Origin of the sequence: Pseudomonas sp. A-RE-22 (assembly GCF_019956035.1) — a bacterium.
GTDB lineage: Bacteria > Pseudomonadota > Gammaproteobacteria > Pseudomonadales > Pseudomonadaceae > Aquipseudomonas > Aquipseudomonas brassicacearum.
This window is the reverse complement of the sequence record NZ_JAHBCZ010000098.1, coordinates 13921-27419: the sequence shown is the minus strand read 5'-3', so window position 1 is coordinate 27419 and position 13499 is coordinate 13921. Positions and strand designations below refer to the sequence as shown.

Annotated in this window: 11 protein-coding genes; 2 read left to right on the top strand and 9 right to left on the bottom strand. The window is 61.9% G+C overall.

Features of this window, described 5'->3' with window-relative positions; genetic code table 11:
- Positions 1–70: 70 nt before the first annotated feature.
- Together KGA89_RS29690 and KGA89_RS29685 are read right to left on the bottom strand one after the other, a co-directional pair.
- Positions 71–1519, bottom strand: coding sequence for an aldehyde dehydrogenase (locus KGA89_RS29690; RefSeq protein WP_018601603.1), 1449 nt, complete (start codon positions 1517–1519; stop codon positions 71–73).
- Between the two features lie 108 nt (positions 1520–1627).
- A complete protein-coding gene (locus KGA89_RS29685) occupies positions 1628–2458 on the bottom strand; it encodes a p-hydroxycinnamoyl CoA hydratase/lyase (protein WP_003202420.1) in 831 nt (276 codons plus the stop codon).
- 213 nt (positions 2459–2671) lie between these two features.
- Between KGA89_RS29685 and KGA89_RS29680 the strand changes: the two genes are divergently transcribed.
- A complete protein-coding gene (locus tag KGA89_RS29680) occupies positions 2672–3157 on the top strand; it encodes a MarR family winged helix-turn-helix transcriptional regulator (RefSeq protein WP_014338127.1) in 486 nt (161 codons plus the stop codon).
- Positions 3158–3313: 156 nt separating this feature from the next.
- On the opposite strand, the gene KGA89_RS29675 is transcribed toward KGA89_RS29680, so the two are convergent.
- Positions 3314–4621: an OprD family porin gene (locus KGA89_RS29675; RefSeq protein WP_223473208.1), complete on the bottom strand. Its 1308-nt coding sequence runs from the start codon at positions 4619–4621 to the stop codon at positions 3314–3316.
- Positions 4622–4933: 312 nt separating this feature from the next.
- On the opposite strand from KGA89_RS29675, the gene mhpT reads away from it, so the two are divergent.
- Entirely contained in the window at positions 4934–6157 is a 1224-nt protein-coding gene (gene mhpT, locus KGA89_RS29670; protein WP_223473207.1) for a 3-(3-hydroxy-phenyl)propionate transporter MhpT, read from the top strand.
- A 404-nt stretch (positions 6158–6561) separates the two neighbouring features.
- Here the strand turns inward: mhpT and KGA89_RS29665 are convergent, their stop codons facing one another.
- From KGA89_RS29665 to KGA89_RS29640, 6 genes are all read right to left on the bottom strand, one after another.
- Entirely contained in the window at positions 6562–8181 is a 1620-nt protein-coding gene (locus KGA89_RS29665) for a methyl-accepting chemotaxis protein (protein ID WP_223473206.1), read from the bottom strand.
- A gap of 111 nt (positions 8182–8292) precedes the next feature.
- The gene (locus KGA89_RS29660; RefSeq protein WP_223473205.1) at positions 8293–8988 is read right to left on the bottom strand and encodes an anaerobic ribonucleoside-triphosphate reductase activating protein; all 696 of its coding nucleotides are present in this window, start codon (positions 8986–8988) and stop codon (positions 8293–8295) included.
- Complete coding sequence (gene nrdD / locus KGA89_RS29655; RefSeq protein ID WP_003202433.1) at positions 8985–9146, bottom strand: anaerobic ribonucleoside-triphosphate reductase; 162 nt, start codon at positions 9144–9146, stop codon at positions 8985–8987. The genes KGA89_RS29660 and nrdD overlap by 4 nt, the downstream gene beginning before the upstream one ends.
- Before the next feature lie 31 nt (positions 9147–9177).
- The gene (locus tag KGA89_RS29650) at positions 9178–11193 is read right to left on the bottom strand and encodes a ribonucleoside triphosphate reductase (protein WP_223473204.1); all 2016 of its coding nucleotides are present in this window, start codon (positions 11191–11193) and stop codon (positions 9178–9180) included.
- Between the two features lie 316 nt (positions 11194–11509).
- Positions 11510–12502 carry a GTP 3',8-cyclase MoaA gene (gene moaA, locus KGA89_RS29645; protein ID WP_003202440.1) on the bottom strand — a complete coding sequence of 331 codons (993 nt, stop codon included), beginning with the start codon at positions 12500–12502 and terminating at the stop codon, positions 11510–11512.
- 25 nt (positions 12503–12527) lie between these two features.
- Positions 12528–13496, bottom strand: a complete 969-nt coding sequence (locus tag KGA89_RS29640) for a peptidylprolyl isomerase (protein ID WP_223473203.1) — start codon at positions 13494–13496, stop codon at positions 12528–12530.
- Between the last annotated feature and the right edge of the window lie 3 nt (positions 13497–13499).

Genomic DNA, 13499 nt, shown 5'->3' with positions numbered 1-13499 from the left:
TGTCATTATTATTCTGGCCTGCATCGGGGCGACGGTGTTCAAGGCTCCACCGCCCGCGATGCGACGGGTTTCAGATCGGGTAATGCCGGGGACCGTTCTGCAAGGTCACCCAACGCAGCTGGGTGAAATGCTCGATGGACGCCTTGCCGCCAAAGCTGCCGTAACCACTGGACTTGACCCCGCCAAAGGGCATCTGCGCCTCATCGTGCACGGTCGGCCCGTTGATGTGGCAAATGCCCGACTCGACCCGCTGGGCCAAGGCTAGAGCACGGCTCGTGTCGCGACTGAAGATGGCGGCCGACAGGCCGAACTCGGAATCGTTGGCCAGGCGCAACAGCTCTTCATCGCCGTCACCGCGCAGAAGCACCGCCACCGGCCCGAAAGACTCTTCGCGGTACAAGCGCATCTGCGCAGTGACGCCGTCGAGCAAGGTTGGTTGCAGGATGCTGCCTTCCAACTGCCCACCCGTGACCAGCGTTGCGCCTTTGGCCAGGGCATCGTCGATCAGCCCCTTGATGCGTTGGCCGGCACTGACGTCAACCAACGAGCCCAGCACCGAATCAGCGGCCGTCGGATCGCCGGCGCGCAGGGTGGCGATCTTGGCGGTCAAGCGGGCGATGAACTCATCCGCCACACGGGCATCGACGATCAGTCGCTCGGTGGACATGCAGATCTGGCCCTGGTTGAAGTAGGCGCCGAAGGCCGCCGCTTGCACCGCAGCGTCCAGGTCGGCATCGTCCAGCACCAGCAGCGGCGCCTTGCCGCCCAGTTCCAGCAAGGCCGGCTTGAGGTGACGCGCCGACAGTTCGCCGACGATGCGCCCGACATGGGTCGAACCGGTGAAATTGACCCGACGCACCGCCGGGTTGGCGATCAACCGCTCGACAATGGCCGGCGCATCCGCCGGTGCGTTACAGATCACGTTGACCACGCCGTCACCCAGCCCTGCGTCCTGCAACACCTGGCCGATCAGCCGGTGCACCGCCGGGCTTATTTCAGAAGCCTTGAGCACCACGGTGTTACCACAGGCCAGGGGCATGGCGATGGCGCGGGTGGCGAGAATCACCGGAGCGTTCCAGGGCGCGATGCCCAGCACCACGCCGCAAGGCTGACGCAGGGCCATGGCGAAACTGCCAGGCACGTCCGAAGGAATGATTTCGCCATTGATCTGGGTCGTCATGGAAGCGGCTTCGCGCAGCATGTTCGCAGCCAGGTGTACGTTGAAACCGTACCAATTGGCCATGGCACCGGTTTCGCCGGCAGCAGCGACGAATTCACTGCTACGGGCCTGCAACTGCTCGGCTGCACGCAACAGTCGCGTGCGGCGTTCGTTAGGCGCCAATGCGGCCCAGGCGGGAAACGCCGCTTGGGCAGCAGCTACCGCGGCGTCGGCATCTTCCAGGGTGGCGGCGGCCACGCGAGACACCACCTCACCCGTCACCGGGTTGCAGCGTTCGAAGGTCCGGCCGTCACGGGCCGGGCACGACTGGCCGCCAATCAACAGGGGCACGTCCAGCATGGTGATTCCTCTTTATTGTCTTTATCGGGAATGCATCGCAGCGGTGTAACAGTAGCGCCAGGGCGAGGCAGCGAACAGCGGGATGCGGCCCGCCATTCGCCGGTCGATTCAGCGCTTATAGGTTTGCAAGCCAGGCTTGATGCTCTTGTCGTCCAGAAACTGCTTCATGCCCTGCTCGCGGCCACCTTCGGTGTCGAGCAGGCGCGACTGGTCGAGCTTGGCGTACAGGTAATCCTCGTTCTGCTCCCAGGTCAGTTCGCGGCAGCGTTTGAAACCATGCTTGGCGGCCCGCAGCACCACCGGGTTCTTTTCCAGCAGGTTGCGCGCCAGCTCCACCGTGACTTCACGCAGTTGCGCCAAGGGCACGCTTTCGTTGACCAGGCCCATTTCGGCGGCTTTCTGCCCGCCGAACGTCTTGCCCGTCATGATGTAGTACAGCGACTGGCGATGGCCCACGGTGTCGGCCATGGCCTTGCTCACCAGGTTGCCTGGCGGAATGCCCCAGTTGATTTCCGAGAGACCGAAGGTCGCTTCGTCGGCGCAGATCGCCAGGTCGCACGCCACCAGCGGGCTGAAACCGCCACCAAAGCACCAGCCGTTGACCATGGCGATGGTTGGCTTGGCGTACATGCGCAGCAGCTTCCATTGCCATTGCGACGCTTCGCGACGGATTTTTTCCTGGAGGATTTCCGGCCCGGCATCCACTTCGCGGAAATATTCCTTGAGGTCCATGCCGGCGGTCCAGGCATCACCGGCCCCGGTCAGCACCAATACGCCAGCGGCCGGATCCTGCTCCAGCGTCTCGAGCACGTCGATCATCTCGCGGTTGAGGGTCGGGCTCATGGCGTTGCGTTTTTCCGGGCGATTGAGGGTGACCCAGGCGATGCCCTCCTCGATATCGACCTTGACCGTTTTCCAGCGACCTTCGTAATTACTCATGATGCGTGCTCTCTTGTTCTTGGCTGAAGATGATCAAAAACTAAACCGGAAAAATAGTTATGTCAATTAACTATTAATCGATTTATCTGTATTTTTCCGGGTCTGGGTCGGCGGTTACAAATCTCGAATTTGCGCGAGCCCATAGCCAGGGCGTCGCAACCCCGGCAAACTGGATAGCCTTGTTAATCACTTACCTTGAGGAAGTTCACTTCGATGGCCAAGTCTTCCAAGCTTGCCGAACCCGCCGAGCCCCTGGCCGCCGGTACCGACGCGCAAGCGCCGCTGGACTCCGCGCTGGACGACCTGATCGGTTACGCCCTGCGCCGCGCCCAGTTGAAACTGTTCCAGAACCTGATTGGCCGGCTCGCCGTCCACGATCTGCGCCCCGCCCAGTTCTCGGCGCTGGCGATCATCGACCAGAATCCCGGCCTGATGCAGGCCGACCTGGCCAAGGCCCTGACGATCGAACCGCCGCAAGTGGTGCCGCTACTGAACAAACTGGAAAGTCGGGCCCTGGCCGTGCGTGTGCGGTGCAAGCCGGATAAACGCTCCTACGGGATATTCCTGAGCAAGACTGGCGAAACCTTGCTCAAGGAACTCAAGCAAATCGCCGCACAGAGTGACTTGGATTCCACCGCGACCCTTTCAGGCGCTGAGCGGGAGGAGTTGCTGCGGTTGTTGAAGAAGGTTTACCAGTAGCAAACCTGGCGGCGCTCCCTGTGGCGAGGACGCAAGCTCCGGCTATGTGGGAGCAAAGCTTGCTCGCGACGAAGGCACCTCGATTCCTGAAAAACCGCAGCGCTTCAATCGCGGGCAAGCCTTGCTCCCACAAGAGCAAGCCAGGCACCTGGGAACTCACCAGATCGGCACGCTGTACGTCACCAGGAACCGTGTCTGGTTCTCGTCGCGAAACGCCGCCGTACCCGGGAAGTTGTTGCGATAGATCGATTTGCGCGCCAGCAGCCCGACGTTTTTCAGCGGGCCGCTCTGGATCACGTACCCCAGTTCCATCTGGAACTCGCGTTCCTTGCGATCCTCGGCATTGAGGGCCGCCAGTTCGATGTGATCACCACGCACATAACGCAGCCGACTCCGCAGGCCCGGCACGCCCACGGCGGCAAAGTCGTAGTCATGGATCGCCTGCCAGGTGCGTTCCCTGGCATTGAGAAAATCCGAGCTCATGGTCATTTCGCTCAAGCCCATCAGCTCGGTGCCGGACACATAAGGCGTGGCCGTATCGCCACTGGAATGCATGTAGCCCAGGCTCACGCGATGGCCACCCAGGCGATAGCCGACCAGCGCCGAGACATTGCGGTTATCCACTTTTCCGGCCTTGGCCGCGCCGTCTTCGTCGCTGAAAAAACTGCGCAGGTCGGTGGTCAGGACGCCATCGCCCAAAGGCAGGTTATGCAATAACGCCAGAGTGTTCTGTTGATACAAATCCGCCACTTCGGCGTGGTAAGCCCGCAAGCTGAGGTCTTTGCTGACCTGGTAGTCGCCGCCCACGTACGCCATATGGGAAGAAGTCGCCGCACCGTTGAAACGACGGTTGGGCGAGGCGATGCTCATCGGTTGGTAGTCGGTGGAATCGCGCCGGGCGATGCGATCGATATAACCGGTGTTCAACGTCAAGCCGTCGATGTCCTTGGAACTGAGAGTCGTCCCGCGAAAGGTCTGCGGCAGCAGCCGCGATGGGCTGGCAAAGGCAAACGGCAGGAAGATCGACACATCGCCGGTCTTCACCGTGGTTTGCGCGAAACGCAGCTTGCCGGTCACGCCCAGGCGCGAATACTCATCAGCTGCGCGCTTGTCGCTGCTCGACACCGGCAACAGTTCGGTGCCGCTTCGGTCAGGTGACGAGTCGAGCTTGATGCCCAGCAATCCCCTCACGTCGAGGCCGAACCCAACCGCCCCTGGGGTAAACCCCGACTCGACGTTCATGAACACACCTTGAGCCCACTCCCTGGCCGCGGTCTTGGCGCCGTCGTCCTTGTAGTCGCGGTCCATGTAGTAATTGCGCAGGGTCAGGGTGCCGTGACTGTCGTCGATGAAGCCCTCCGCCCGCAAGGCCGGAGCCCCCAGGCTCAGCCCGAGACAAGCCAGCAGATGAACGAGCGATGAAACAGGGCGCGCCGTCAGGGCGGCCCGGGCAAGGTTTGGCATGTTCGATATCCACTTATTGTTGTTGTTTTGTTCGGCCCAACCTTGGTGGTGGGGGCCGTGGGAACCAAGAATGGAAACTGCACGGGCGCTTCGTCAATCAACAATGACCGATAATCGAACATTAATATCATTAACTAATTTACCAACTAGCTCGAAGATTCGTACCAAGCCTCTGATTTTTATAATGATCTGGTCAGTTTATGACTGCCCAATGGCAACCTTCATTTTTTAGTTAGCTTTGTTAATCTTAAATGCACCTACCGGCTATCCTCCGAGCCGGTGTCCCTCACAAAAACAATAAGAGGATTTGCCATGAACCGTCCGGCGCGTCGTGCGACGCTGACCATCGCCTTGTGTTTCATCGTCGCGCTGATCGAGGGTTTCGACCTTCAGTCAGCCGGTACCGCAGCCGCAGGTCTGCGACAGACGTTTGCCCTCGATCCGAAAATGATGGGTTGGGTATTCAGCGCCGGGATCATCGGGCTGTTGCCAGGTGCGTTCTTCGGTGGCTGGATCGCTGATCGTATCGGTCGCAAGAAAATCCTCGTCACCGCTGTCTTGCTGTTCGGCGTGTTTTCCCTCAGCACCGCTTATGTCGAACACTTCTCCAGCCTCTTGCTGGTGCGTTTCATGACCGGCCTGGGCTTGGGCGCCGCCCTGCCCAACCTCATTGCCCTGTGCGCCGAAGCCGTGGGCGAGCAGCGCCGGGGCACGGCTATCAGCGTGATGTATGCCGGCGTTCCGTTGGGTGGTGCATTGGCGGCAGTGGTCGCCATGTTGTTTGGCGAGCACTGGCAGATGACGTTTTTCATCGGTGGGCTGGCGCCCTTGCTGGTGGTCCCGCTGATGCTCCTGTGGCTCCCCGAATCGAGCGTCTTTCGCCAGGCGCAGGATGGCGGCTCATCGCGCGGCTCCACCGCCCAGGCGCTGTTCGGTGAAGGTCGCGGCCGCACCACCTTGGCGCTGTGGCTGAGTTATTTCTTCACCCTGACGGTGATGTACATGTTGCTCAACTGGCTGCCATCGTTGCTGCTGGAGCAGGGCTTCAGCAAACCCCAGGCCGGCCTGGTGCAGATGCTGTTCAACATCGGCGGTGCTCTTGGCTCGTTGCTCGGCGGCCTGTTGCTGGACCGTTGCAATGGCATCAAGGTGGTGCTGTTCGTCTATGCCGGTCTGCTGAGCGCCCTGGCCGGGGTCGGGTTGTCGGTCGGTATCGTGCCGATGGCCATTGCCGGGTTCGCCGCTGGGTTGTTTGTCATGGCTGCGCAATTGGTCCTCTACGCCTTGGCTCCGCCCTCCTACCCTACGACCGTACGTGCGACGGGGGTTGGTGCGGCGGTGGCCATCGGACGCCTGGGGTCGGTGGCCGGGCCTCTGGCTGCAGGGCAGATCCTGGCCGCAGGGGGTGGGACCACGGCCGTATTGCTGGCGACTTCGCCTGGGTTGGTGGTTGCGACGTTGGCTGTTCTTAGTGTGGTTCGTTATTCGGCCGGGCCTCGATTGGGTGCTTCTGAGCAGGTCGCTGGGAACTCCTGACTTGGTGTGAATATCCGTTTTTTGGGTAACGGCGGCTTATGGTTCCGCCCTTACGGCGGGTCACTTTCGAAAAGCCCGGAAGCCGGCCCAGTCGAAAGTAACCAAAGCGCTTCTGCCCCACCACTCGGCACCTCGCCTAGGCTCGGTGTGCCTGAACGAAGGCATTGCTCCGTGGGCCGCCGCGAAGGGCCATCATGGCCCAGCGCGGCTACCTCGAGGCGGCCTTATAGCCGACCTGGTTCTGGGTGATCGCGTTCCTCCTGTGGGAGCGAGCTTGCTCGCGATGACGTCGGCACAGCCAACATCACTACTAGCTGACCCTCCGCTATCGCGAGCAAGCTCGCTCCCACAGGGGGTTCAGGTGAACACGACTTCTGCGGACATCTCGCCCAGCAGTAAGCGATCTAGACCTTGAACCGCGCCACCGTCTCATGCAGTGACCCGGCCATCTGCGCCAGGTCCTGGCCCGCCGTATCGGTATGCCGGGCGCCCAGCATGACTTGTTCGGACAGGTTGCGAATGCCCACCAGGTTACGATCCACCTCTCGCGCCACCAGCGCCTGCTGTTCCGTGGCGCTGGCGATCATCAGGTTGCGCTCGTTGATCTGCGAGATCGAATGGGCGATTTCATCCAGGGCATCGCCGGAGCGCTGGGCCACTAGCAGCGTGGCTTGCACCAGTTCGCTGTTGTTCTGCATGGAGCTCACCGCATGCCCGCTGTCCAGGCGGATGTTACCGATCATGCCCTCGATTTCCCGAGTCGAATCCTGGGTCCGATGGGCCAACGCCCGGACTTCATCGGCCACCACTGCAAAACCACGCCCGGCATCACCGGCGCGGGCGGCTTCGATGGCGGCGTTCAGTGCCAGGAGATTGGTCTGTTCGGCGATGCTGCGGATCACGTCCAGCACCGAACTGATGTCCTGGACCCGCCCGGCCAATTGCTGGATTCGCCCGGAACTGTCCGTCACACCTTCGGCCAGCGCGGTAATGGAAGCCACCGTTTCCTGGACCTGTTCACGACCGCGCTGGGCCGTTTGCTCGGACACTCGCGAGGCTTCGCTGGTGCTCACCGCATTGCGCGCCACTTCATCCACCGCAGCGGTCATCTGGTTCACGGCCGCGGCAGCCTGTTCGATTTCATGCCCTTGCAACTGCAAGGTGCTGCTGGTCTGGCTGCTCACCGCGCTCAGTTCTTCGGAGGAACTGGCCACCCGATCCACCGAGGCCGCAATGTGCCGGACCATGCTGTTGAGGCTCTGCTGCATGTCGTGCATGTTGCTCATCACGCTGTCATTGGCGCCAACGCCCACGGGCACGCGGATCGTCAGGTCGCCCTGGGCGATGAGATTAAGCAGCCGCGCCGCGTCATTCGGTTCACCGCCCAGGGGACGGGTCACGCTGCGGGTCACCAGGACCGCCACGGTCGTTACCAGGGCCAGGCAAGCCAGCACCAACGCCAACATGTTGCGCCGCGCATCGTTGTAACGTGCCTGGGCCTGCTGTTCACGTTCGACAAAGACCTTGCCCTGCATCGCCATGATCCCTTCGAGGCTTTTGTACACCTCAAGCTCCGCCGGAATCACCCCTTGCTTGAGCTGCGTCATCGCCTCCTCCGTCGCGCCCTGGCGGATCAACGCCTGCACCTGGACGAAAGCCGCCACATAGGCCTCGCGACGCTTTTTCAACTCGGCATACACGGCCTTGCCTTCAGGCTGATCGAACAACGGCTCCAGCGTGGCGAAGGCCTGGGTAATCCGCTGCCGGGTGGCGTCGATGGATTGCTGGACTTGCGCGTTGTTCTTGTCGATCAACAAGTCCCGGGTATTCCTGGCGTTATCGCGCACGCCCGTGGCGATCACCATGATCGGGTCGATCTTCGGCCAATCCTGCCTGACGATCTGCTCGGCCTGGTCGCGCAGCATCGCCAGGTCGCTCAAGGCGTAAAGCGCCAAGGCGATCAAGGCCAGTGGGGCGATGGCAAAGCCGATCACGATGCGTTGGGCAGTGGTGAATCTGGTCATATCAAATGCTCCCTGTTCAACTACCTGCCGGTTGGCAGCGCATTTGAAAACCATGAAAAAGTGCGGCCCAGTCATCCCGGGCCGCTGTCGGTCGTTCATCCCGGCGCTCGCTCAACTGCGTAAGACGAACGAGGGGAACAACTCGCGCATGGCGGCCCACAGCTCAGGCTGCAAGGCTTGTGCCGAAACGCTGGAAAGGTGGGGATCGAGCATCCGCGCGGTGCGCACCAGTTGTACGGCGAACCGCGTGACGCCGCGTTCGCTCAAGCGTCGGGCCAGGGTCAGCAACCGCTCGGGGTCGAACAGGTGCCAGTGCACCGTTGTGCGACATTCATAATCCACGCCGCTGGCCAGCAGGTGGTCGAGGCTGCGCCAGTTGGCGGCACCGCTGCCTTCGACCCGGGTCACGTCCAGGGCATCCTCGGGCAAGGCCTTGACGTCGAAACCCACCCAGTCGGCAAGCCCGACCACTTTGGCGAAGGCCGCCGGCTTGATGCCGGCGCTGTGCAGGCCGATGCGAAAGCCCATCTGCCGCACTTGCTCCATGGCCGGCGCCAGGCCGTCCTGCAACGTTGGCTCACCGCCGCTGAACACCACGGCGTCGAGCAGATCCTGACGGCGTTGCAGGAACGCCAATACCCGGCACCAATCCACCTCCTCGCTACCGCGCGGCGGGATCAGTTGCGGGTTATGGCAATAACGACAACGCCAGGCACAGCCCTGGCAAAACAGCACGCACGCCAGTTTGCCCGGATAATCGAGTGTGGTCAGGGGCACCATGCCCCCGACCCGTAGCACTCGACTCATGGACGCCCGGCCGCGCGTTCGGTGAAGTGCACCCGCTCGCGGTGCTCGGACTGCTTGCCTGGGTTGAAGGCCGCCACCGGACGGTGATAACCCATCACTCGGGTCCAGACTTCGCAACGTTGACGCTGTGCTTGTGGAAGGCTTTGCGATGCATTCATGGGTGAAGCTCCTTGCGGTCGATGGATCGGATCAGTGAACGCTGCCCTGGCGCTGTTGTTGCAGCAGCAAGGCCTCGTCGCATTTGGGGCAAAACTCGTGTTCGCCGGCCAGGTAACCGTGCACCGGGCAGATGGAAAAGGTCGGCGTGATGGTCAGGTACGGCAGGCGGAAACGTCCCAGGGCCTTGCGCACCAACTGCTTGCAGGCCTGCGTGGAGGAAATCTGCTCGGCCATGTACAGGTGCAACACGGTGCCGCCGGTGTATTTGCATTGCAGTTCATCTTGCAGCTCCAGGGCTTCGAACGGATCTTCGGTGAAGCCCACCGGCAGTTGCGACGAGTTGGTGTAGTACGGGGCGACCGTGCTGCCGGCCTGCAAGATATCCGGATAGCGCTTGAGGTCTTCCTTGGCGAAGCGGTACGTGGTGCCCTCGGCAGGCGTGGCTTCGAGGTTGTAGAGGTGGCCGGTTTCCTCCTGGAATCGCAACAGCGTGGCCCGCACGTGATCCAGCAGTTTCAGGGCGAATTCCCGGCCTTGCTCGGTGTGCAGGCCTTGCTGATCATCGGTGAAATTGCGCAGCATTTCGTGCAGGCCATTCACGCCGATGGTGGAGAAGTGATTGCGCAAGGTGCCCAGGTAGCGCTTGGTGTAGGGGTACAAACCGGCATCCATATGATGCTGGATGACCTTGCGCTTGACCTCCAGGCTCTCTTTCGCCAGTTCCATCAGGGTATCGATGCGTTGCAGCAACGCACTGGTGTCGCCCTTGTACAGATAGCCCAGGCGGGCGCAGTTGATCGTCACCACGCCCAGGGAACCGGTCTGCTCCGCCGAGCCGAACAGCCCGCCGCCACGCTTGAGCAACTCGCGCACGTCCAGTTGCAAGCGGCAGCACATCGACCGCACCTGATTGGGTTGCATGTCCGAATTGAGGAAGTTCTGGAAATACGGCAAGCCGTAGCGGGCAGTCATTTCGAACAGCCGGTCGGCGTTCTCGCTGTCCCACGGGAAGTCGTGGGTGATGTTGTAGGTCGGGATCGGGAAGGTGAAGACCCGGCCTTTCGCATCGCCGGCCTGCATCACCTCGATGTAGGCGCGGTTGATCAGTTCCATTTCCGTTTGCAGGTCACCGTAGGCGAACGGCATCTCTTCGCCGCCGATGATCGGGATCTGTTCGCGCAGATCCTGTGGGCAGACCCAGTCGAACGTCAGGTTGGTGAACGGGGTTTGCGTACCCCAGCGCGACGGCACGTTGAGGTTGTAGATGAACTCCTGCAACGACTGGCGGACTTCGTCGTAGCTGAGCTGGTCCTTGCGCACATAGGGCGCGAGATAAGTGTCGAACGAGCTGAACGCCTGGGCGCCGGCCCATTCGTTCTGCAGGGTGCCAAGAAAATTAACCATCTGCCCCAGGGCACTGCTCAGATGCTTGGGCGGCCCGGCCTCGACCCGCCCCGGCACGCCGTTGAGGCCTTCGTGCAACAAGGTGCGCAAGGACCAGCCGGCACAGTAGCCGGCGAGCATGTCCAGGTCGTGGATATGCAGGTCAGCCTCGCGGTGCGCCTCGCCGATGGCCTGGCTGTAGACCTCGTCGAGCCAGTAGTTGGCGGTGACCTTGCCCGAAACGTTGAGGATCAACCCGCCGAGGGAATACCCCTGGTTGGCGTTGGCCTGCACACGCCAGTCTTCGCGATCCAGGTATTCGTTCATCGACGTGGCGACTTCCACCAGTGTGCGACGATCCCGACGCAGGCGTCCGTGTTGCTCGCGATACACGATGTAGGCGCGCATGGAGAGAAAGAAACCGGCGTCCATCAGTACCCGTTCGACACGGTCCTGGATCTGCTCGACGTTCAACCGCGTCTGCCCTTCCAACCGCGCCAACACCGCCTCCAGCAACGCCTCGGCCTCGACTTCGGCATATTCGCCGGTGGCCTTGCCAGCGGCGATCAGCGCCTGGCGGATCTTGTCCGCATCAAAGGCAACCACACTGCCATCGCGCTTGTGCAAGCGGTTACACCCTACTGAGATCAACGTGCTCTGCATTTTGGCTCCAGACACTACATATAGGCTTTTTGAGATCTTCAAACACAATATGCAGTGGAGAGTACGGGCAAAAGGCAGGGTTGCAATTGATCGACATCAAGAATCGGAAGCGACCCACATTCAGGCTCGAAAAGTCATTTTTGCAAGCACCATAGATCCCCTGTGGGAGCGGGCTTGCTCGCGAAGAGGCCAGCACATTCAACATCAATGCAAGCTGACCCACCGTCATCGCGAGCAAGCTCGCTCCCACATTGGTTTCGGGGTGACTGCAAGGTCTGTATCCACCACAGGTCCCTTTGTGGGACCTGTGTACTGCTCACCCCCCACTCATGTTCATGAACCGCACGATCTGCACTTCCCCACCCGGGTTGAAGTCATGGCGCAGTGGCTTGCCACGCAACGCCCGTTGCACCGCCTGGATCACCGGTTGGTCGTCCAGCGGATAACGCCGCAGCAAGCCGCGAAGGTCGAGGGAGTCCTCTTGTCCCAGGCACAACAGCAAGCGCCCTTCGACGGTCATGCGCACGCGGTTGCAACTGGCGCAGAAGTTGTGGGTGTTGGGCGAAATGAAACCGATCCGGGTGTCCGGATGACGCTCCAGGCGCACATAGCGCGCTGGCCCGCCGCTGTTTTCGGTGCTGTCGAGCAGCCGGTGATGGCGGGCGATTTCGGCCCGTACCTCATCGCTGGAACAGAACGACTCGCCCCGGGAACGCCCGACCTCCCCCAGCGGCATTTCCTCGATGAAGCTGATGTCGATGCGCTGCTCGATGGCGTATTGCACCAACGCCGGGACTTCATCGAAGTTGCGCCCTTTCATCACCACGCAGTTGAGCTTGATCCGCTCGAACCCGGCGACCTTCGCCGCTTCGATGCCGGCCAGCACCTGGTCCAGGTTGCCGTTGCGGGTGATCGCCCGAAAACGATCGCCGTCCAGGCTGTCGAGGCTGATGTTCATGCGCTTGACCCCGGCCTCGACCAGCGGCTGGGCCAGTCGCCCCAGCTGCGAGCCGTTGCTGGTCATCACCAGTTCCCGCAGGCCGGGCAATGCCGCGATCTCGCGACACAGCCCGACGATGCCTGGACGGATCAGCGGCTCACCACCGGTCAGGCGGATTTTCTTCACCCCCAGGCCGACGAACAGCCGCGCCAGGCGCTGCAACTCCTCCAGGGTCAACACTTGCTGACGCGGCAGGAAAGTCATGTTTTTCGCCATGCAATACACACAACGAAAATCACAACGATCGGTCACCGACATCCGCAAATAATCGATCTGGCGCCCAAATCCGTCCTGCAACACCGCGTTCATGAAGATCTCCCGATTGAGCCCGTGTTCACTGCACCAGCGGCGAGTCGGCGCCCTGAAGGTGAATGCCGCGAATATCCGCCGCACCGATCAGGGTTTGCAGGTACTGCACCAGCGCTTTTTGCCACACGCCCTGCTGCAACTGGGTACGAATCGCCGTCGCCACTGCCTCATACGGCAATGGCTGGCCATCGATTCGCTGGTCGATGCTGATCACGTGCCAGCCGTAACGACTTTCCAGCGGTTTACCAGCCAGGCCCGCCGGCAGGGTGAACAACTGGCGCTCCAGTTCAGGCACGGTCTGGCCCTTGCTGATCTGCCCCAGCGAGCCGCCCTGCTCCTTGGATGGACACGCCGAATGCTTCAGCGCCAACTCGGCAAAACTGCCCGGGAACTGGTCCAGCCGCTCCAGCAGCAGCTCGGCCTGTACATGGGCCAGGCTGCGCGCCTCGGCATCGTCCGGCGCACACTCGAGCAGGATGTGTCGCACCGCCAGCAACGGTGCGCTGTGAAAGCGCGCCCGGTTGCTTTCGTAATAACGCAGGCAGGTGGCCTCGTCGCACTGCGGCACCTGTACCTCGCGTTCGAGCAACAGCCGCGTGGCCGCTTCCTCTTCGTTTTCACCGGCGCCGACCTGCAACGCCAGACCCAGTTCGGCGATACGTTGCTGCAGCAACTCACGGATCACCAAGGCCCGTGCCGCCTGATAAACCGCCTCCTCGCGGCTTTCCGCCGGGTGATATTGCAGCTCCTGGGCCATCGCCTGCGGGGTGACCGACACCCCGTTGACGCTGATGATCGGCCACTCTTGCTCACTGCTGGCAATCAACTGTGGCGCTTCATCCTCCGTCACCGGCCCGGCCTGGGCCGGCTCGAACTGCACCGCCCCCGCCGGTTCGGCATCGGCCAGCGGCGCGATCACCGGTGCCGCTTTTGCCGAAGAACCGCAGCCGCCGCTGCCGCCACCACTACCGCCACATCCGCATCCACTCGCCATGAT